The organism is Streptomyces sp. NPDC015171 (genome assembly GCF_043079545.1).
Taxonomy (GTDB): domain Bacteria; phylum Actinomycetota; class Actinomycetes; order Streptomycetales; family Streptomycetaceae; genus Streptomyces.
The window spans coordinates 42837-62402 of the sequence record NZ_JBIBUO010000004.1; the positions used below are offsets into that span (position 1 = coordinate 42837).

The 19566-nt window shown below is 72.5% G+C and carries 17 protein-coding genes; 6 read left to right on the forward strand and 11 right to left on the reverse strand.

Annotation, left to right across the window (positions count from 1 at the left end):
• Window positions 1-106 precede the first annotated feature (106 nt).
• Together ACF073_RS12380 and ACF073_RS12385 are read left to right on the forward strand one after the other, a co-directional pair.
• Window positions 107-583 (forward strand): single-stranded DNA-binding protein, encoded by a 477-nt coding sequence (locus ACF073_RS12380; protein WP_392069026.1) that lies wholly within the window; start codon window positions 107-109, stop codon window positions 581-583.
• A 369-nt stretch (window positions 584-952) separates the two neighbouring features.
• On the forward strand, window positions 953-2389 hold the full coding sequence (locus ACF073_RS12385; RefSeq protein ID WP_392069028.1) for a Cys-Gln thioester bond-forming surface protein: 1437 nt from the start codon (window positions 953-955) through the stop codon (window positions 2387-2389).
• Window positions 2390-2542: 153 nt separating this feature from the next.
• Here the strand turns inward: ACF073_RS12385 and ACF073_RS12390 are convergent, their stop codons facing one another.
• From ACF073_RS12390 to ACF073_RS12405, 4 genes are all read right to left on the reverse strand, one after another.
• The gene (locus ACF073_RS12390; RefSeq protein WP_392069029.1) at window positions 2543-3214 is read right to left on the reverse strand and encodes a contact-dependent growth inhibition system immunity protein; all 672 of its coding nucleotides are present in this window, start codon (window positions 3212-3214) and stop codon (window positions 2543-2545) included.
• A gap of 21 nt (window positions 3215-3235) precedes the next feature.
• Entirely contained in the window at window positions 3236-4504 is a 1269-nt protein-coding gene (locus ACF073_RS12395; RefSeq protein WP_392069031.1) for an RNase A-like domain-containing protein, read from the reverse strand.
• Entirely contained in the window at window positions 4501-4854 is a 354-nt protein-coding gene (locus ACF073_RS12400; RefSeq protein ID WP_392069033.1) for a WXG100 family type VII secretion target, read from the reverse strand. Before ACF073_RS12400 ends, ACF073_RS12395 begins: the two co-directional genes overlap by 4 nt.
• Before the next feature lie 268 nt (window positions 4855-5122).
• The gene (locus tag ACF073_RS12405) at window positions 5123-5512 is read right to left on the reverse strand and encodes a hypothetical protein (protein ID WP_392069035.1); all 390 of its coding nucleotides are present in this window, start codon (window positions 5510-5512) and stop codon (window positions 5123-5125) included.
• A gap of 252 nt (window positions 5513-5764) precedes the next feature.
• On the opposite strand from ACF073_RS12405, the gene ettA reads away from it, so the two are divergent.
• The 3 genes from ettA to ACF073_RS12420 are packed head-to-tail and all read left to right on the forward strand — an operon-like array spanning window position 5765 to window position 8526.
• Window positions 5765-7429 carry an energy-dependent translational throttle protein EttA gene (gene ettA, locus ACF073_RS12410; RefSeq protein ID WP_392069036.1) on the forward strand — a complete coding sequence of 555 codons (1665 nt, stop codon included), beginning with the start codon at window positions 5765-5767 and terminating at the stop codon, window positions 7427-7429.
• A gap of 6 nt (window positions 7430-7435) precedes the next feature.
• Window positions 7436-7852, forward strand: coding sequence for an acyl-CoA thioesterase (locus tag ACF073_RS12415; protein ID WP_392069038.1), 417 nt, complete (start codon window positions 7436-7438; stop codon window positions 7850-7852).
• Window positions 7849-8526, forward strand: coding sequence for a hypothetical protein (locus tag ACF073_RS12420; protein WP_392069041.1), 678 nt, complete (start codon window positions 7849-7851; stop codon window positions 8524-8526). The genes ACF073_RS12415 and ACF073_RS12420 overlap by 4 nt, the downstream gene beginning before the upstream one ends.
• Window positions 8527-8595: 69 nt before the next feature.
• On the opposite strand, the gene ACF073_RS12425 is transcribed toward ACF073_RS12420, so the two are convergent.
• Window positions 8596-9000, reverse strand: a complete 405-nt coding sequence (locus ACF073_RS12425; RefSeq protein ID WP_392069043.1) for a globin — start codon at window positions 8998-9000, stop codon at window positions 8596-8598.
• A 121-nt stretch (window positions 9001-9121) separates the two neighbouring features.
• Here ACF073_RS12425 and ACF073_RS12430 point away from each other — a divergent pair, with 121 nt between their 5' ends.
• Entirely contained in the window at window positions 9122-10099 is a 978-nt protein-coding gene (locus ACF073_RS12430; protein WP_392069045.1) for a methyltransferase domain-containing protein, read from the forward strand.
• A gap of 38 nt (window positions 10100-10137) precedes the next feature.
• On the opposite strand, the gene ACF073_RS12435 is transcribed toward ACF073_RS12430, so the two are convergent.
• The 6 genes from ACF073_RS12435 to ACF073_RS12460 form a co-directional block, all read right to left on the reverse strand.
• Window positions 10138-11871, reverse strand: coding sequence for an FHA domain-containing protein (locus tag ACF073_RS12435; protein WP_392069046.1), 1734 nt, complete (start codon window positions 11869-11871; stop codon window positions 10138-10140).
• A gap of 58 nt (window positions 11872-11929) precedes the next feature.
• Complete coding sequence (locus ACF073_RS12440; protein ID WP_392069049.1) at window positions 11930-13273, reverse strand: VWA domain-containing protein; 1344 nt, start codon at window positions 13271-13273, stop codon at window positions 11930-11932.
• 121 nt (window positions 13274-13394) lie between these two features.
• Entirely contained in the window at window positions 13395-14717 is a 1323-nt protein-coding gene (locus ACF073_RS12445; RefSeq protein WP_392069051.1) for a PP2C family serine/threonine-protein phosphatase, read from the reverse strand.
• Between the two features lie 3 nt (window positions 14718-14720).
• Window positions 14721-17210, reverse strand: coding sequence for a tetratricopeptide repeat protein (locus ACF073_RS12450; RefSeq protein ID WP_392069053.1), 2490 nt, complete (start codon window positions 17208-17210; stop codon window positions 14721-14723).
• Window positions 17207-18487: a hypothetical protein gene (locus ACF073_RS12455; protein WP_392069055.1), complete on the reverse strand. Its 1281-nt coding sequence runs from the start codon at window positions 18485-18487 to the stop codon at window positions 17207-17209. The genes ACF073_RS12450 and ACF073_RS12455 overlap by 4 nt, the downstream gene beginning before the upstream one ends.
• Window positions 18488-18528: 41 nt before the next feature.
• Window positions 18529-19560 carry a glutamate ABC transporter substrate-binding protein gene (locus ACF073_RS12460; protein ID WP_392069057.1) on the reverse strand — a complete coding sequence of 344 codons (1032 nt, stop codon included), beginning with the start codon at window positions 19558-19560 and terminating at the stop codon, window positions 18529-18531.
• Window positions 19561-19566: the final 6 nt, after the last annotated feature.

A 19566-nucleotide genomic window follows, 5' to 3' on the forward strand; every position in this document is an offset into this window, starting at 1 on the left:
GTACGGCAGTCGTACGCGCCGGCACGGCAGACGCAGCCGTACGGGACGGGCCCGTACGCGTGTCCGCCCGGCCGGCAGGGGACGGCCGGGGGAGGGGAGCGAGGACATGAACGAGACCATCGTCTGTGTGGTGGGCAATGTGGCGACCCAGCCGCTGTACCGGGAGGCGGCGACGGGGCCGTCGGCCCGGTTCCGGCTGGCGGTGACCGCGCGGTACTGGGACCGGGAGAAGAGCGCCTGGACGGACGGGCACACCAACTTCTTCACGGTGTGGGCCAATCGCCAGCTCGCGGTCAACGTGGGCGCGTGTGTGGAGGTGGGGCAGCCGGTCGTGGTCCAGGGCCGGTTGAAGGTGCGCACGGAAGGGCGTGAGGGACAGCAGCAGTGGGCCTCCGCCGACATCGACGCCGTGGCGATCGGCCACGATCTGTCGCGGGGTACGGCGCTCTTCCAGCGCCCGGCCAAACAGGAGGGCCCACCGGCGGCGAACCGGCCGGAACCGGCCTGGGAGACACCGCGCCCGGCGGACCCGCAGGACGGGCATGCGGCCCAACAGGACCGGGACGCAGTGGCGGTGACCTGACGTCAGAAGCCATGCGCCGGCGGCGCGCGCGACGTCGCCGCCGCCGGCCCCCGACCGGGCCTGCCACCGGCTCCCGACCGGACCTGCCGCCGGCCCCCGACCGGACGTGCCACGGGCCGCCGATCTGATGTGAACACCCTGTACCCATCGCCCGAAGACGCTGTACGCGCCGGTTGATTTATCGATATCGCCAGCTCACAGACGGTCTCGGCGATAACGATTGCGGATCGGATCGGCCATCGGATGATCCGACCGGCGGGTCGGGCTCCGGCTGATCCATAGGATGCCGGGCGTGCCCCTAGGGGCTGCCGATTCTGCTGGTGGGACCGTCCCCCCACGTCCAATGGGTCCTGCTCGAAGGGGAATTCTGTGCTTGCTGCGTTCTCTGGGTTCCGCCGGTCCACCGGAACGGCCCGTCTGGCCGCCGTCACCACGGTGTCCGGTCTGGTGACGGCCGGCGTGCTGTCCGGTGCCGGTACGGCCGTGGCCGAAGGGGCACCGCAGACCCAGGGCGGGGCGGCGGCCACGATCAACGGCCTGAAGACCTACGGCGAGGCCGTGATCCACGGGGACGGCGGCGACCAGCGGGTCTCCGCCGGGCTGTTCGAGATGTCCGTGGACGGCGGCGGCGCCCTGCAGACGTACTGCGTCGACCTGCACAACCCGACCCAGCGGGGCGCGAGATACCAGGAGACGCCCTGGAGCGGCACCTCGCTGGGCACCAACAAGGACGCGGGCCGGATCCGCTGGATCCTGCAGCACTCCTACCCCCAGGTCAACGACCTCGCCTCCCTCGCACGGCAGGCGGGCGCGAGCGGGCTGACCGAGCAGGACGCCGCGGCCGGCACCCAGGTGGCCATCTGGCGCTACTCCGACGGCGCCGAGGTGGACGCCGTCGACCCCCGGGCCGAGAAGCTCGCCGACTACCTGGAGAAGAGCGCCCGGGGCGCCGGCGAGCCGCGGGCCTCGCTCACCCTTGACCCGCCCGCCGTCTCCGGGCGGCCGGGCGAGCTGATCGGACCGGTGACCGTGCACACCAACGCCGCCGCGGTCGCGGTGGTCCCGCCGGCCGACGCGGCCACCAGCGGGGTGCGGATCACCGACAAGACCGGCAAGGTGATGACCACGGCGAAGGACGGCAGCCAGCTGTTCTTCGACATCCCCGAGGACGCGGGCGAGGACTCCGTCAGTGCTCCCGGCGGCGCGGGAGGCACGGCCCAGCTGACCGTGCAGGCGTCGACGACCGTGCCGGTGGGCCGGGCCTTCGCCTCCGAGAGCCGCAGCCAGACCCAGATCCTGGCCGGCTCCAGCGAGTCCACGGTCTCCGCGACCGCGACGGCGGGCTGGGCGGAGCAGGGCGCCATACCGGCGGTGTCGGACCGCAAGAACTGCGCCGAGGGCGGCGTGGACATCACCACGGCCAACAAGGGCGACCAGCCCTTCACCTTCCAGCTGATGGGCGCCGAGCACACCGTCCCCGCGGGCGCGACCCGCACGGTGACCGTGCCGCTCCAGGAGGACCAGGCCTACGACTTCACGATCACCGGCCCGCACGGCTTCAGCCACCGCGTCACCGGCGTCCTGGACTGCAAGACCCAGGGGGCGATCACCACGCAGGACGCCCAGCTCCGCAACGAGCCCAGCCCCGCCACGGTGGGCGGCGAGACCGTGGACAGCACCGACCTGGCCGCGACCGGCGGTTCCGCGATCACCCCCATGATCGCCGGAGTGGCCATCGGCCTGGTCGTGATCGGCGGCGCGGTCCTGGTCGTGCTGCGACGCAAGGAGACCCAGCCCGGCGAATGACACCGGCACCGGGTCAGGCGATTTCCGGGCCCGTGCAGCCGGTGCCCCGGGACCCACGTCCGTACGGAGATATGCCGGAGGCGGTGGGACCGGCGGAGGTCACGTCCAGGCCGTGGAGGATGGATCTGAGCGCGGAGCGGGCTGCGGCCTGCGTCAGGCCGTGCCCTGACGCAGGTGGTGTTCGATCAGACCCTTGAGGTCCGTCAGCCACTGCCGCAGAGAGACTCCGGCCGGAGGGGGCTCCTCGAGTCCGAGCACGGCGAGAGCCTCGCGCAGTTCGTCGGTTGCCTGGTTCAGGGCCAGGAAATCGCTGATCTCGGCTGCGGCCGTCTTGAGATCCTCGTCCGGTTCTCCGGCAAGGTAATCGTCGACCGCTTCCGCGTGCGAGCCGTACTCCAACCGGAGGCTGTCCTGGTAGAAGTACCCGCCGAGCAAATGGGCCAGCGCCGGGAAGCGTTCACGCCACTCCCAGGAGATCGTGGGCCGAACCGCGGGCCGGGGCTGCGGAGGAGCTGCCAGGAAGCGTTCAAGGTGCTGCTGGATCACACGCAGGCAATCCTCGACGCCGACACCCTGTGGAGGATGGATGTGGGGCAGCAGCTCGACGTGATCGGCGATCTCATCGCTGAACAGGCCGGCCGCGAGGAGTTCCTGGATCTCCCGCACGACCGCTGTCGCACGCTCGGGGGCGAAGGCGGCCACTCGGAGGTACGCGCTCAGCGCCGGTCCCGGTGCTTCCAGCGTGTCGTCGAAGCCGTAGCCCGGCTGCTCGTAGGCCTGAAGGAGCCTGCGGAGCTCGTGGAATCGATCATCCGTCGGTGTCATCGTTGCTCGGATCTGTCGGTGCTAGGGGACGGGATAGGACGTGAGGACGCGGTAGCCCATGTCAGCTGACGGATCGCGTTTAAGGATCACTCGTGCGCCCTTGACCCACTCGGGCGGCAGCCCGTTGCGAAAGTTCTCCCGGGACAGACTCAAGCCGGTCTGCTCGTCGAAGTGGGCTTCGAGCTCAAGTTTCCGGCTCTTGTTCTTCGCGAGCCACGCGTCGATCTCCTTCTGGCGCTTGAGCACTACACCGTCTGTGTGCTTCTGGGCCGATGCCTCGTCGATGTATCGCGAGACTCTTTCCCGTTCGGGCTCTGCTCGCAGTCGCGCGCGTAGCTCTCGTGTAGTGACTTTGACGTGCTTGGCCAGGGTGTGGGCCCCGTTCAGGCCCTCGTCGCCGGCGACGTCCGCTCGGTACTGGGGGTTCACCCGTCCCCTGCGTTTGCTGCGAGGCCAGGCGTTGGTCTCCCCGTCTCCCTTGATGAGAAGACCGAGATCGTCGAGGGCTGGGCCCGCGCTCTCGGGCACGGCTAGCACGGGACCGAGACTAGGCAGGCGGACACCGCCGAGGAGTTCCGTGAAGCCGCCCGCGTTGCGCGCGGCCCGAACCGTGGCTCCGGCACCGCCGAGAACACCGCCCAGTACCGCGCCGTCCGCACCGGCTTGGCGAGCCTCATCGAGGCTGAGGCCGCCGTTCTGCTCGCCGAGGGCTATGGAGACGGGCTGGGTCACGGCGAGGTTGACGGTAATGGATTCGACGCCCGCGAAGGCCGCGGTTGTCAGGGTGGTGCCCGCGATGGCGGCGATCTCTTCGGTCACCGCCACGCCCAAGCCGGCGGCCAGGTCCGCGACCGTGGCCGCAGCCGCGACCGCCGCACCTTCCGATATGCCCGCGGTGAAGATGGCCAGGGCCGTGCCGGCGACCAGGGTCGCGCCCACGATCTCCAGCTCGTGTTCCAGCTTCTTCTTCGCGCCGTGGACCGCGTCCGCGTAGGCGTCCAGCGCCTTGGCCATGTCACGGGCGGCGTCGGCCAGGTCCTTCAGCCAGCCGCGCCCGTCGTGGTAGTAGCGGCGCCAGTACGGGTCGGCGAAGGCCGATATGGCCTCGCCCTTGTTGTGTTCGATGATGGAGCGAGCTGCTTTGTTGGCGCCGGAGGTGACGTCGTCGATGTCGTCGGCGAAGGCCCTCCAGACCTTCGCGGCCGCCCGCAGCCCGTCCTCGTCCGCGTCCGGCCACCACATGCCCGTCATGTCCTGGACGACCTTGCGGGCCTTGTCCGCGACACTCACTTGTCGGAGTCCTTGGTGTCGTGACTGACGCGGATTCGGCTGAACATGCTGCGGATCAGTTCTTCGTTGTCGATGTGCCCGTCGGCCATATCGACCATGGCCTCGTGAATACTGGCCAGGCCGGTGGCCAGGATCTGGGTGGACTGCTCGATCTGCCGGACGTGTGGGCCGTACGCCTTGTGGAACTTCTCGCCCTGCTCGTCGTCACCCCACGGCGACCCGGCTGCGGCAAGTCCGTGCTTCAACTTGGTGAGCGCGTGTGCAAGCGCAACGCTTTGGTGCTGGAAGCGGGGTGCTGTCGCCTTGAGATCGGCGATCTTGATGTCGAGTATCTCGCCGCTGTCACTCATGACTTGGCGTCTCCCCTCCCCCTCTGTTACCTGGATGCTCGACCCTAGTTAATGATCGACAGTTCACGACTGTTAGCTGCACAAAGACCGAGTAAAGGGCCGGGGGATGTGACGTGTGGTGCGTCACCAGGCGATGGAGTGGCGCGCGCCATCGGGCCTGCGCCTCAGCTGCTGTCGATCATCAGAGCGCGGGCCGGTGCCCCCGGCGGTCGCGCCCGCAAGCAGGGCGCCGTCCTTGTCTTTCTCCTCGTCGGATTCATCGGTCTCTTCAGCGGTCCCGGTGTGCGGCGGTGATCACTCCGCATACGACGGCCGTCGCGGCGAGGCTGCCCAGTGCCACCAGCCCCACGCCGACCATGAAGAGTCCGGTGGAGTCGTCCGACCAGTCCCAGAAGGCGGCTGCGGTGAGGCCGGCCGTGGTGCCGAGCACGGTGCCCACGGTGTAGTGGCGGTAGGCCGCCCAGCACACCGGCGCCAGCAGGGTCAGGGCCAGTCCGATCACTTGCCACGCCGCGTACGGGCCGGTCGTGGAGCCGTCCGGGTGCACGTCACGCTGCTGGTCCCAGCCCAGCCAGGCGGCCCATACCGCCAGCGAGACCCCGGCCAGCACGATGGCCGACAGCAGCTGGGGAGCGAATTTTCCACGTTCTGAACGCATGCCCCCAGGGTTGCCGCCCGCTGTGCCGCCAACCAGGGCGCCGGTACTCAGCCTCGCCTGAGTATCCGCGTGAGCGGTCCGAGCCCGCGGCCCGCCGGACGGCGACCGACAGCGAGCGGGGCGTCACGGAGGCGTCCGGAAAGCCCGAGGTCGGCTCTCACCGGTCGGACGGGTTTCCATCCGGGGGTGGCGGTCAGGCAAGATGGGGTGTATCTGCCCACTGCCAGATTTCAAGCTGCCGGACGGTTTCTCTTGGCTGAGTTCATTTACACCATGCGCAAGGCGCGCAAAGCGCACGGCGACAAGGTGATCCTCGACGACGTCACCCTGAGCTTCCTGCCGGGGGCGAAGATCGGCGTCGTCGGTCCGAACGGTGCCGGTAAGTCGACCGTGCTCAAGATCATGGCGGGGCTTGAGCAGCCGTCGAACGGTGACGCGTTCCTGTCACCGGGCTACAGCGTGGGCATCCTCCTGCAGGAGCCCCCGCTGAACGAGGAGAAGACCGTCCTGGAGAACGTCCAGGACGGTGTCGCCGAGGTCAAGGGCAAGCTCGACCGGTTCAACGAGATCGCCGAGCTGATGGCGACCGACTACTCGGACGCGCTGCTCGACGAGATGGGCAAGCTGCAGGAGGAGCTGGACCACGCCAACGCGTGGGACCTGGACGCCCAGCTGGAGCAGGCCATGGACGCCCTCGGGTGCCCCCCCGGCGACTGGCCCGTCACCAACCTCTCCGGTGGTGAGAAGCGCCGCGTCGCGCTCTGCAAGCTGCTGCTGGAGCAGCCCGACCTGCTGCTCCTCGACGAGCCCACCAACCACCTCGACGCCGAGTCGGTGAACTGGCTGGAGCAGCACCTGGCCAAGTACCCGGGCACCGTCGTCGCGGTCACCCACGACCGGTACTTCCTGGACAACGTCGCGGGCTGGATCTGCGAGGTCGACCGCGGCCGTCTGCACGGCTACGAGGGCAACTACTCCAAGTACCTGGAGAGCAAGGCCAGCCGCCTCAAGGTCGAGGGCCAGAAGGACGCCAAGCGGCAGAAGCGGCTCAAGGAAGAGCTGGAGTGGGTGCGGTCGAACGCCAAGGGGCGCCAGGCCAAGTCCAAGGCCCGTCTCGCGCGGTACGAGGAGATGGCGGCCGAGGCCGACAAGATGCGGAAGCTGGACTTCGAGGAGATCCAGATCCCGCCGGGCCCGCGCCTGGGCAACGTGGTCGTCGAGGTCGACAAGCTGAACAAGGCCTTCGGCGAGAAGGTCCTGGTCGACGGGTTGAGCTTCACCCTGCCGCGCAACGGCATCGTCGGCATCATCGGCCCGAACGGCGCCGGCAAGACCACGCTGTTCAAGATGATCCAGGGCCTGGAGACCCCGGACTCCGGTGACATCAAGGTCGGCGAGACCGTCAAGATCTCCTACGTCGACCAGACCCGCGCCAACCTCGACCCGAAGAAGACGCTGTGGGAGGTCGTCTCCGACGGGCTCGACTACATCAACGTCGGCCAGGTCGAGATGCCGAGCCGGGCGTACGTGTCCGCCTTCGGCTTCAAGGGCCCGGACCAGCAGAAGCCGACCGGCGTCCTGTCCGGTGGCGAGCGCAACCGCCTCAACCTGGCGCTGACCCTCAAGCAGGGCGGCAACCTGCTGCTCCTCGACGAGCCCACCAACGACCTCGACGTCGAGACCCTGTCCAGCCTGGAGAACGCCCTGCTGGAGTTCCCGGGCTGCGCCGTCGTCGTCTCCCACGACCGGTGGTTCCTCGACCGGGTCGCCACGCACATCCTCGCCTACGAGGGTGAGTCGAAGTGGTTCTGGTTCGAGGGCAACTTCGAGTCGTACGAGAAGAACAAGATCGAGCGGCTCGGTCCGGATGCCGCGCGTCCGCACCGCGCCACCTACAAGAAGCTGACCCGGGGCTGATCGAACTTGCGGCACCTGTACCGCTGCCCGCTGCGCTGGTCCGACATGGACGCCTACGGCCATGTCAACAACGCGGTCTTCGTCCGCTACCTGGAGGAGGCCCGCATCAACTTCCTGTTCCGTCCGGACAAGGAGTTCAAGCAGGGGTCCGTGGTGGCACGCCATGAGATCGACTACAAGAGGCAGCTCGCCCACCGGCACCACCCGGTGGACATCGAGCTGTGGATCACGGAGATCCGGGCCGCGTCCTTCACCGTCGCCTACGAGGTGAAGGACGACGACCTGGTCTATGTGAGGGCCTCGACGGTCGTCGTGCCGTTCGACTTCCAGACCGAGCGGCCGCGCCGGATCACCGCGGAGGAGCGCGAGTTCCTCCAGCAGTACCAGGATGAGGCCGCCGACGAGGAGGCCGTCGCCGCATGACGGTGCTGCACCTGGCCGACGAGACGGAGGCGGCCGACCTCGCCGCCTTCCTCTCCCGGCTGCTCCACTACGACCGTGGGGCCGCGGTGCGGCTGCAGGCGGCGGGCACCGCCCTCGCCGTCTTCGGCCGGCCGCCCTCCTTCGAGGTGCTGGCCGTCCGCGCCGTGGGGCTGGCGAAGCCGTACGAGGACGGGCTGGACGTCACCCTCGACGTGACCGTCTCCGCCGGTGAGTTCCTGGAGTCCGTGGACGAGCGGGCGGCCACCGCCGCCGTCCCGGCCGCGGTCACGGGACCGCCGTGGGCCGGTGTGCTGCCGCCCCGCGCCGGCTGGCGGCCCGAGCCCGGGCTGCCGGCGCCGGACGCGCTGCGCGCCACGGTCGCCGCCGCGGTGGCCGAATTCCGCGCGCGCAGCGAGGAGTTGGATCCCGACCGGCGCACCCGAGCGGAGCTCGACGGGATCGGCAGGGACATCTGGTCCCGGCAGATCAAGGGCACCCGGCTGCCGGTGCGGGCCGTGCACGCGGCCCAGTCGCTCGGCTTCCTGCGGCCCGGGACCGGGCAGGCGGACACCGGGCTGTTCTCGTCGGGGTCCTGGCTGCGGCTGCGTACGCCGTACGGCTCGGTGGCGGTGCGGCAGACGGGTCTCGGGGCCTTCGGGCTCAGCGTGCGCTGAGCCGCGCCGAGCCGGCCTGAGCGGCGCTGAGGGGACCTGGGCCGCGCGCACAGGCCCGGCCCGGCGGGCTCACTCCGCGGTGTTCACCATCGAGGCGGCGGCGTACGTCAGGTAGTTCCACAGCGTCCGCTCGTGCTCCTCGGAGAGGCCCAGCTCGTCGACGGCCGCGCGCATGTGCCGCAGCCAGGCGTCGTGCGCCGCGCGGTCCACGGTGAACGGGGCGTGCCGCATGCGCAGCCTGGGGTGGCCGCGGTTCTCGCTGTAGGTGGTGGGGCCGCCCCAGTACTGCATCAGGAACAGCACCAGCCGCTCCTCGGCCGGGCCCAGATCCTCCTCCGGGTACATCGGCCGCAGGATCGGGTCCTCGGCGACACCCTCGTAGAAACGGTGGACGAGCCGACGGAAGGTCTCCTCCCCGCCGACCTGCTCGTAGAAGGTCTGCTCCTGAAGCGTGCCGCGCCGAATCTCATTCACGGCTCCATGGTCTCAGACCGGGTGACCGAGGACTGCGGACTTAGGACCGTACCCAGGTCCGCCCCGGTCCGCCCCGGTCCGCCGAGGTTCCGCCGGGGACCGGCGCCCCTACTGTGGATCCATGGGTGCCTACGACGCCGGGATCGAGCGTCTCGCCGCCGCGGCGCGGGCCGCGCTGGTGCGGGAGATCGACGCCGAAGGGGTGTGGAGCGGGGACCCGGTGTGGCGGGAGGCGTTCGCCGCTGTGCCCCGGCACCTGTTCCTGCCGTACTACTACGCCGCCGGACCGGGCGGCTGTGAACGCCGCTGGGGCGAGAGCCCCGAGCCCGGAGCCAGGGAGCGCTGGGTGTGCGGCGCCTACACGGACGCCCCGCTGGCGACCCGGCTGCGCGACGGCGAGCTGCTCTCCTCCAGCAGCCAGCCCTCCCTGATGGCACGGATGCTGGTCGCCCTGGGGGTCGGGGACGGTGACCGGGTCCTGGAGGTGGGCGCCGGCACCGGCTACAACGCGGCCCTGCTCGCCCACCGCCTCGGCGCCGACGACCTCGTCACCACCGTCGACCTGGAACCGGAGATCACCGAGTCGGCCCGGCGGCACCTGGCGGCGGCAGGTCACCGCCCGGTCGTGGTCACCGGCGACGGCGCGCGCGGGGTGCCGGAACGCGCCCCCTTCGACCGGATCATCGCCACCTGCGAACCGCCCACGGTGCCGCGCGCCTGGCTCGCCCAGTGCCGCCCCGGCGCGCGCGTCCTCACCCCGCTCGCCACCGGCCTGCTCGCCCTGACCGTGCGGGACGCGGAGCACGCCGAGGGCCGCTTCCTGCCCAGGCCCGCCTTCTTCGTGCCGCTGCGCGGCGAGAGCCGGGCGAAGCCCGACGGCGTCCGCCTGGCCGGGCTGCCGGACCGGGCCCGCGAGCAGGAGCCGTTCCGCTTCCTGCTCGGGCTGACCCGGGCCGCCCTCGATCCGCTGGACGCGTACGCGCTCTGGGTGCGCGAGGGCCGGCCGGACCGCGAACGCTACGGCGTCACGGTCCGCGGCCGGCACGCCCGGGTGTGGCTGGACGACCCGGAGGGGCCGTACGCCTGGCCCCTCCCGTAGCCGTCCGGTGACGTCCTCCGGTCCTGCGGTGGCCTCGGTCAGCCGCGGCGGACGGTGATCGTCGTCCAGGCGCCCACGTGCACCCGGTCGCCGTCCTGGAGCGGGATCGGTACGAACGGCTGGATCGGCTCCTCCGACATGTTGACGGTGGTGCCGTTCGTCGAGTTCTGGTCGACGACCGCCCAGCTGCCGTCCGGCTGCTGCACCAGCACCGCGTGCTGGTGCGAGACGCCCGGGTCCTCCGGCGGCACCGCCAGGTCGATGTCGGGGGTGTCGCCGGTGGAGTGCCGGCGGCGGCCGATGGCGACCTGGTTGCCGCTGAGCGTGCGCTGCTGCTCGGGCGAGTACGCGGGCAGGTTCAGCCCCGCGGCCTCGGGGCCGGAGCGCTGCATCATCGCCATGAAGTACTCGCGGTCCGGGCCGATGGTCGCGGTCCAGGTGGTCCGCTGCGGAGCCTGGGGCGCCTGCGGTGCCGGGGGGAAGCCGCCCGGTCCCTGCGGCGCCTGGCCGGCGCCGGGCTGCGGGTAGCCGTATCCGCCGCCCTGGCCGCCGGGTCCCTGACCCGGTCCCTGACCTGGGCCCTGACCCGGGCCGCCGGGGCCGGCGGAGGAGGGCGGGGAGATCACCCAGTCGTCGTCACCGCCGCCGAAGGAGGGGCCGCCCGCCGGGGGCCGGCCGGTCTCCCGCGGAAACGCGGGCGGCGCCGCGCCCCCGGACTGCTGGAACGCCTGCGGGGCACCGCCGGGACCCGCGGGCGGCGGTACCTGACGGGAGGGATCGCCGAAGCCTCCGGGACCGGACGGACCGGACGGACCGGACGGACCGGGCGCACCGGGACCGCCCGGCTCCCGCCCGAACGCGGGCGCACCGGGACCGCCGGGACCCTGCCCCGGGTTGCCGCCGAAACCGGACGGGCCGGAGGGGGCACCGGGACCGGGTCCCTGGCCGGGACCGCCGCCGAAGCCGGACGGACCACCGCCGGGACCCTGACCCGGACCGCCGCCGAAGCCGGACGGGCCACCCGGACCCTGGCCGCCGCCGAAGCCCGACGGACCACCCTGACCCTGACCCTGGCCGCCGGCACCCGGACCCTGGCCTTGGTAGCCCTGGCCCGGACCTTGACCCTGACCCTGGCCCTGATGCTGACCCTGATGGCCCTGGCCGGGACCCTGGCCCTGGCCCGGCCCCTGGCCGAAGCCCTGCGGGGGGCCGCCCTGCGGGGGCCCGGGCCGGCGCTGGTCGCCGCCGCCGAACGGAGGCCGGCCCGCGGGGCCGGGGGAGGTCGGCGGGCCGGCCGGAGCGCGCTCGCCGCCGAACGGCGTCGGCCCCGACGGCTCGCTGCCGAACGACGGGATCGGCTCGGCGGGCCGGTTCATCTGCGAGGGCCGCGAGCCCTGGTACTCGTACGCGTCACCGCTGCCGTACGTCGCGCTCGGCGGCTGGAACCGCGGCTGCTGCGGGCGCGGGGCGGCCGGGGTGTACGAGGTCGCCGTGTTGGTCAGGAAGTTCCACCGGCACTCCTCGCAGAAGGGCGCACCGCCCTCGCGGGGCGTACGGCACTGCGGGCACAGCTCCGGCTCGTGCCCGGCGGCCGGCGGGCGTCCGCCGCCGGCCTGTGCACCGGGACCGCCGGGGCCGGCGGGCGGCGGGAATCCGTAGCCGCCGGCGGGCGGGGGCGGAGGGGGCGGAGGTACGGCACCGGCCATGCGGTGACCGCAGACCTCGCACCAGTCGTCGGAACCCGACTGGTGTCCGTTCGGGCAGGTCGGCATGTCGGTGCTTCCCCTTCTCCTAAGGGTCGGTCTGGATCGCTCGAATCGCTTCCAGGGGTCACTTCTTCACACGAACAGTCTTGGTGGACCGGGTCTCCAGAGTCATCTCGTCCGCCTCCGCGACCCTCGTCTTCAACCGCACAGTACCTGTCGCGGCATCGACCACGTCCACCACCTTCGCAAGCAGTTTCGCAGTATCCGCGTTCCCCGAGGCACTCGCGAGCTGAACCGCGCGCCCCAGTTTGGCCGTTGCTCCATCGAAATCGCCCGCTTTGCGCAGATCCAGCCCTTGCTGGATGGCTTGGGCCAGTTCGGCCTGCCCGGTGTAGTGGGCGACTTGGGGGCTGATCGAGGTGGAGGCGGCCATGTCGTCGGTCCACATGGCGCGGACGAGCCCCTGCGCGCCGAGGTTCTGCGCCGAACCGTCCGGCTGCGGCACCACCAGGGAGACCCGCGCGGCGAGCATCTCCTGGCCCAGCCCGGCCGGCGGGACCGCCACGCACACGTGGTAGTCGCGGGACTCGTCGCCCCAGGACCCGGTCGGATAGTCCCCGGCGCGCGGCCCGGCCTCGGTGCGGCGGCCGGTCAAGTCGGCCATGGTCGGGGCGACTTGCTTGACGAACCGGATGGTCGCGCCGAGCGGTGTCCACACCCGCAGGGCGACGTCGGCGACCTCCTTGCCCATCGCCGTCTCCATCATCCGCGTGAAGTCCGCGGCGAGGCCGGCCGGGTCGGCGACGATGTCGGCGGTGCCGAGCAACGCGGAGGCGACCCCTGTGACTTCTTTCACTTCCCAGTCGGTGCCCACGCCCCGCGCGTCACAGGTGAAACGCCCGGCGCAGGCGTCCAGCGTGGCCCGCAGATCCTCCGGCGACTCGTGTTCGTTGCGGCCGTCGGTGAGCAGGATGCCGTGCCGGATGGTCACGTCCGCCGCGGACAGCAGCCGGTCGGCGAGACGCAGCCAGGTGCCGATGGCCGTACCGCCGCCCGCGCTCAGCCGGCGCAGCGCCTGCTTGGCCTGGTCCCGGGTGACGGCGTCGGCGACCGCGAGACGTCCGCTGCCCGGATAGACCTCCTTGGCCACGTGCGTGCCGCCGATCACCGCGAAGTGGGTGCCGTCACGCAGGGTGTCGATCGCGGCGGCCGTGGCGTCGCGGGCGTTGCGCATCTTGGTCGGCGGGTAGTCCATGGAGCCCGAGCAGTCGACCATGAGCGCCACCGCCGCGGAGGGCGGGCCCCCGGCCGCGTATCCGGGCGCGGAGACCGCGCTGCCGAGGGTGCCGCCGCCGGTCGCGGTCACCGTGACGACGGCGTTGACCTCGCTGCCGCCCTCGGGCAGGTATTCGTTCTGGTAGACGTCCACCGAGAACCGCGGCACGTTCGGCTTCGCGAAATTGGCCATGCTTGATCGCATCCCCCTCGGACACCCCGCCGAAGCGAGGCGATGACTGTGGGCGGACCGGTCCCCACCGGTCCGCCACCGCTTCCCCGTTCCGTATCCCCGTCCCCGCGGGGTACGGCTCTCAGGCCGATCCTGCCCCCTGCGACGGCGCCGGGAACGGCAGGACCGCCACTGTTACGTTGTCGTGGCCCCCGCCGTCCAGGGCGTGCCCGACCAGTACCCGGGCGCTGTGCAGCGGGCGGGCCGCCGCGTCCGGCGGGACGATCTCGCCCAACTCCTCGGCCGTCTCGGCGTAGTTCCACAGCCCGTCGGTGCACACCACCACCGCGCCGGGCCGGTCCGGCTTGAAGGAAGCGGTGTGCGGCTCCAGTTCGTAGGCGTCGGCGCCGAGCCAGCCGGTGATCGCGTGGGCGCGCTCGTCGGCGTACGCCTCGGCCTCGCTCATCAGCCCCGCGGCGACCATCTGCGCGGCCCAGGAGTCGTCCTCGGTCAGCCGGGCGGGCGGCGCGGTGCGGTCCGTGGGCACCCAGTAGACCCGGCTGTCGCCGACCCAGCCGACGACCAGCAGCCCCGGAGTGACCACCGCGCCGACGATCGTGCAGGCCGGCGCGTTCTGGTGCGGGGCGTGCTCGCGGGCCGTGGCGGGCTCCTCGGCGAGCGCGTTGACGGCCTGCGCCGCGGCGACGATCGCCTCGTGCATCGCCTGCTGCGGATGCGTGCCGCGCGGCAGCGCGGCCAGCAGGGTGTCGCCGGCCGCCTGGGAGGCGGCGAGCGAGGCGTCGTCGGGGCGGGTCGCGGAGGACACGCCGTCGCAGACGATCGCCAGCGCCGCCGGGGTGCCGTCGGGCAGCGCGGTGTGGCCGACGGAGAAGGCGTCCTCGTTGCGATGGTGGCGCAGCCCGCGGTCGCTGACCGCGGCGACCGGGCCCGTCTCCCGCTCCACATGGTCGCGTTCGCGCGGCTGGGCGTGCCCGCAGTTCTCGCAGTAGCCGTCGCCGTCCACCCGGCCCGCCCGGCAGGCCACACAGACCTGCGCCGGCCCGGCCGGGGCGCCGGCACCGGCGGCCAGCCGCGGGTCCGGTGCCTGCAGCGGGTACTCGTCGGGCTCCGACGGGCGGTCGAAGCGCACCCCGGAACCGGCGGACGCCTCGGGGCCCGGCTCGTGCCCGTGCAGCGGCGAGCCGCCCGAGTCGGTGCCGGGCAGGTCCGCCGGCAGATGCGCCGCGGGCGCGGCGCCGGAGCCGGCCGGCTCGGGGGCGGGCCAGGCCACGCCGTCCCCGGGCGCGTCGGAGCCGTTCATGGTGAGCGTCGGATGGTCCTGCGGCGGCGCGGGCACCACCGAAAGGTCGTATCCGCACGCTCCGCAGAACAGATCACCCGACTCCACGGGCTCCGCGCAGCTCGGGCACTTGGGGAGTGCGGCCTGCTGGGGCATCTGCGACATCGATTACACCCACGTTCGGGGGCGGTAACGGTTGGCCCGTTCCACCAGCTCGATCCTCTCATCGCCGCCGGGCGCCAGCCGGGCCAGCGTGCGATAGGCGCGCTCCAGGCCGAAGCGCAGACCCCGCTCGTCCAGACCGCTGCCCAGCAGCACCCGCCCTCCGGCGGCGGGCCCGGTGCCCTGACCCCCGGAGAGTATCCAGTCCAGCGCGCAGCCGAGCACCTCCGCCGACAGCAGCTCGCGCCGTGCCGGATCCAGACCGTACGCCTGGAGTGCCTCGACCTGACCGGCGGCGGCCGTCAGGTCGTCCAGGAACGGTACGTCACCCGCGCTCGCCGTGCGCTGTCTGAGCCGGGCCCGGACGGCGGCGACCCGGGCGGCCGTGTAGTGGATGGATGCCTCCGGCACCGACTCCAGCGTCCGTACGGCGCCGCTGCGGTCGCCGGCCGCGAGCTGCACCCGGGCCAGCCCGAACGCGGTGCTCACGAAGCTGGGGTCGGTCGTCCACACCAGCCGGTAGTACTCGGCCGCGTTGTCCAGCTGGCCCAGCACCTCCGCGCACACGCCGAGCGCCAGCTTGGGCGCCGCCTCCCCGGGGAAGGCGTCGTAGATCGCGTCGAAGGCGAGCGCGGCGCCCTCGAAGTCGCCGGTCACCAGGGCGGCCACGCCCCGGTACCACACCACCCGCCAGTCGTCGGGCCGTTCCTCGTCCAGCTCGGCCAGGGACATCAGCGCGGACCCGTGGTCGCCGCTCTCCAGCAGGGCGCGGATCTGCCGCAGCCGGGTCTCCACGGTCTGCTCGGGCGCCGCCGCCAGCGCGCTCATCAGCTCGGCCGGCGCGGAGGCCAGCAGACCCGCCAGGAAGCCGGCGCCCGGGTCGCCCGGGTCGACCAGCGGGACCGGCAGGGCGAGCGCCGCCGCGGCCGTGCCGACCGGCCTGACCAGGGACTGCGGGAGGGGCGCCGGAGCGGCCGGCCGGCCGCCCTTGCGCGGCTGCCGCGCGCCCAGCAGCGACACGTCCCCGTCCAGCAGCGGGAACAGCTCGGTGTCGGTGACCTTCACCTCGGGCCCGAACAGCGTCGACAGCGCCGGCCGCGCCTGCCCGGTCTGCAGCGAGACGACCTCCCGCAGCACACCCGTCAGCTGCTCGGCCATCTCCTGAGCGGAGGCGAACCTGCGGGCCGGGTCGGGGTCGGTGGCCCGCACCAGGAGCCGGTAGAAGGACTCGTAGCGGTGGAAGACGTCGATGGTGTCGGGGTCGGGCAGGGAGTCGGCGTAGACCGTCGTGTAGCCCTGGAAGTCGAAGGCCAGCACCGCGAGGGTGCGGCCCACCGTGTACAGGTCGCTGGCCACCGAGGGGCCGGTCTCGGCGACCTCCGGCGCCTGGTAGCCGACCGTGCCGTAGATGGCCGACTCCTCGTCGTCCATCCGGCGCACGGCGCCCATGTCGATCAGCTTCAGCTGGTCCTCGGTCTGGATGGCGTTGTCGACCTTGAAGTCGCAGTACAGCAGGTTGCGGCTGTGCAGATGGCCGAGCGCCTCCAGGGCCTCGATGCCGTACGCGCACGCCTGCTCCACCGGCAGCGGGTCGCGCCGGCCGTCGGCCGCCCGGCGGGCGTTGGCGATCTCCTTCAGGGACTTGCCGCCGACGTACTCCATGACGATGTAGCCGTCGAGGGAGCCGGTGCGCGGGTCGAGGTGCTCCACGAAGTTGTAGATCCGCACGATGTTGGCGTGCTCGATCTCCGCGAGGAAGCGCCGCTCGGAGATCGCGGCGGCCATCGCGTCCTGGTCGCCGGTGTCCAGCAGGCCCTTGAGCACCACCCAGCGGTCGGAGACGGCCCGGTCGACGGCGAGGTAGACCCAGCCGAGGCCGCCGTGCGCGAGGCAGCCCGCGACCTCGTACTGGCCGTGCACGATGTCCCCGGCGCGCAGCTTGGGCACGAAGGAGTACGGGTGCCCGCACTTGGTGCAGAAGCCCTCCGTGCGGCCCGGCCGGTCGCCCCGGGCGCGGCCCACCGGCGCCCCGCAGTCCGACCGCGAGCAGAACCGCTTGCGCTCGGGCACCTCCGGGTTCTCCAGCACCATCGCGCGCGGGTCGGGCCGCGGCACCTGCGGCACGGAGACCAGGCCGGCGCCCAGCCGGCCGCGCGTGGAGGTGCCGGAGGAGGAACCCGAGCTGCGCACCGACACCGAGCGGCCCGTGGACCTGCCCGACGCCGACCGGGAGAGCCGCCCGGAGACCGAGCGGCGCGACTTCGACGACTGCGAGGACGTACGGGAACTGCGCGAGCTGCGGGAACTGCCGGCGTCCGCCGAGCCCTTGGTGACCCCGGTGGGCAGCGAACCCACCGCGCCGCCGCCGGCGGGGGGACCCCCGGCCGCGACGACGGGCGCCAGACCGCAGGTGTCGCAGTACAGCTCGCCGCCGCCGACGTCCTCGTAGGCGCCCTCGCAGCCCGGCCGCTGACAGGTCTGCCCCGCCTGACTCATGACTGGTCCCCCTTACGGTCCTCGGGCGCGCTCGCGCCGCCGAGCGCCTCGGCCGCCGCCCGCTGGTAGCGCAGCACGGCCTGTTCGGCCACGCGCAGGTCGCAGGGCGCGCTCCACAGCATGCGGCGGGCCGCGTCGTACCGCTCGACCAGCAGCGGGTCCTCGGCGAGGCCGTGCCGGGCGACCTTCGCCCGGTAGGCGTCGAGCCGGCCGCGCAGCTCGGCGCGGACCGCGAGCGGCGCGGTGACCGCGGTCAGTGACTCGCGGGCGCGCAGCAGTTCGTCCTCCGCCTTGCGCTCCAGCGACTCCAGCAGCGGGGAGAGCCGGTGCCACTGGGCCTGCCTGCGGTACTCGGCGGCGGTGGCCAGCTGCTCCTGCAGCGCGGTCGGCGGCCCGCTCACCACCGGCACCTCGGTCGCGGCGATCTTCGCCAGCACCTCGCCGCGCGCGGTGCGGGCCTCGGCGAGGGTGCGGTCCGCGCGCGAGAGGACGTCCCGCAGCCGGATCAGCCGCGCCTCCGCGTCCTGGCGCACCGTCAGCACGGCGTCGATCTCCCGGCGCACGTCCTCCAGGGCGCGCGCCTCACGGTCGTAGACCGCCGTGTCCGGACGTCCGCCGCCGGGCGCCGAACTGCCCTCGGCCGGCACCCAGAAGGCGATCGGGTCGGAGACGACGTCCGCGCGCAGCCTGGTCAGCGTGCGGGTGATCCGCTCCAGGTCGTCGCCGGCCGGGTGCTCGCCGGGACGCACCCCGACGGAGTGCGCGAGGCCCCGGGTGCGCTGGAGTTCCGCGGCGAGTAAATCGATCCGGGCGGGCAGCGCCGACCACACCGCGTCGGCGGCGACGATCAGGTCCAGGCTGGTCGCGTACAGCTCGTTCATCCGGTCCACCAGCGCGGACAGCGAGAACGTCTCGCTCAGCCGACCGCTGTCGCCGCCGGCGACGGTCACGGACTCGCCGCGCAGCAGCTCGGTCAGCTCCGCCAGGTCCTCGCGGCTGGACCAGCGGCGCCGGGCGCGGATCTCGCGGGCGCCGCGCAGCGCGGCGGTGTACGCGTCGAAGTACGCCCACAGCAGGGTGATCCGGGTCTCCGTGGTCTGCCAGCGCTGCCCGGTCACGCCGGTCAGCTCGGCACCTTCGAGGAGTCTGCGGCCCGCGTGGTCCTGGAGGGCCAGCAGCGAGGTCTCGATCGCCTCGTGCTCCTGGCCGAGCCGCGCCAGCGCACGGTCCACCTCGTCCCGGTCCATCACCGGCCCGGCGGGGTCCGTGACGCCCATCGATCACCTCTCGCTTGCTGTCTGTTCCGGTCGGGTACGGCTCAACTGCCGCGCAGGTACTGCGGTGCGGGCGGCTTCGAGGCGGCCGCGTCCTCGCCCAGTGTGGCCGACAGCCAGTCGTCGTACGACTTCTGCCAGCCGTGTGCGCGGTAGTCCACCAGAACACGGTTGACCCGGCGTACCAGATCGTCGGCGTCCTTCTTCATCGCCACGCCGTAGTACTCGGTCGTGAACGCCTCGCCCTTCAGCTCGACCGTCGGGTCCTGGGCGGCCTGGCTCGCGGCGAGCGCGCCGTCGGTCACCACCGCGTCGACCTCGCCGAGTTGCAGCCGGACCAGGCAGTCGAGCTGGTTCGCCACGGTGGTGGACAGGTCGGTGGAGGCGGGCAGCCGCCCGGCCTTGCGGTCGGCGTCCAGCTTGGCGTACGCGGTCGAACCGGCGGCCGTGCAGACCTTCTTGTGCGCCAGCGTGCCGTTGTAGCCGGTGACCGGGGACGACTTGGGCGCGAGGACCTGCTGCCCGGTCTTGAAGTAGGGCGCGGAGAAGGCGACCTGGCGCAGCCGGTCGCAGGTGATCGTCATGGTCCGGACGACCATGTCGACGCGCCCGTCCTCGATCGCCGGGATGCGCTGGCTGGTCGGGATCGCCTTGAACTGCACCGCGTCCGGGTCGCCGAGGATGTCCTCGGCGATGCGGTGGACCAGGTCGATGTCGAAGCCCTCAAGGCGGGCGCCCTCGGTGTTCGGGTTGCGGTAGCCCCAGCGGTAGCTGTTCTGGTCGACGCCGACGATCAGCTTGCGCTTGGCGCCCGTACGGGCCTTGATGGCGTCGATGGTCGGGCCGTCGGCACCGGACGGCGCCAGCGTCCGCTGGTGCGCCTCGGCGTCCTGGCACGCGTCGGCGCGCACCTGGACGCCGGTGGCGGCCCTCTGCGCCGCCCGGTCCGGGCCGGCCGGGCTGCGCTGGGTGTACGGCAGCAGCAGGACACAGGCCAGCGCCAGCGCGCACAGCACCGCCATCGCGGCGACTCCGCCCCAGCCCCGCAGGGAGGTCCGTGCACGGTTCACGTACATCGCCTT

Excerpts from the sequence above, each read along its gene's own strand:
- ACF073_RS12380 (WP_392069026.1), top strand. The coding sequence starts at position 107 with ATGAACGAGACCATCGTCTGTGTGGTGGGCAATGTGGCGACCCAGCCG.
- ACF073_RS12390 (WP_392069029.1), bottom strand. The coding sequence starts at position 3,214 with ATGACACCGACGGATGATCGATTCCACGAGCTCCGCAGGCTCCTTCAG.
- ACF073_RS12400 (WP_392069033.1), bottom strand. The coding sequence starts at position 4,854 with ATGAGTGACAGCGGCGAGATACTCGACATCAAGATCGCCGATCTCAAG.
- ACF073_RS12405 (WP_392069035.1), bottom strand. The coding sequence starts at position 5,512 with ATGCGTTCAGAACGTGGAAAATTCGCTCCCCAGCTGCTGTCGGCCATC.
- ACF073_RS12420 (WP_392069041.1), top strand. The coding sequence starts at position 7,849 with ATGACGGTGCTGCACCTGGCCGACGAGACGGAGGCGGCCGACCTCGCC.
- ACF073_RS12430 (WP_392069045.1), top strand. The coding sequence starts at position 9,122 with ATGGGTGCCTACGACGCCGGGATCGAGCGTCTCGCCGCCGCGGCGCGG.
- ACF073_RS12435 (WP_392069046.1), bottom strand. The coding sequence starts at position 11,871 with ATGCCGACCTGCCCGAACGGACACCAGTCGGGTTCCGACGACTGGTGC.
- ACF073_RS12440 (WP_392069049.1), bottom strand. The coding sequence starts at position 13,273 with ATGGCCAATTTCGCGAAGCCGAACGTGCCGCGGTTCTCGGTGGACGTC.
- ACF073_RS12445 (WP_392069051.1), bottom strand. The coding sequence starts at position 14,717 with ATGTCGCAGATGCCCCAGCAGGCCGCACTCCCCAAGTGCCCGAGCTGC.
- ACF073_RS12450 (WP_392069053.1), bottom strand. The coding sequence starts at position 17,210 with ATGAGTCAGGCGGGGCAGACCTGTCAGCGGCCGGGCTGCGAGGGCGCC.
- ACF073_RS12455 (WP_392069055.1), bottom strand. The coding sequence starts at position 18,487 with ATGGGCGTCACGGACCCCGCCGGGCCGGTGATGGACCGGGACGAGGTG.
- ACF073_RS12460 (WP_392069057.1), bottom strand. The coding sequence starts at position 19,560 with ATGTACGTGAACCGTGCACGGACCTCCCTGCGGGGCTGGGGCGGAGTC.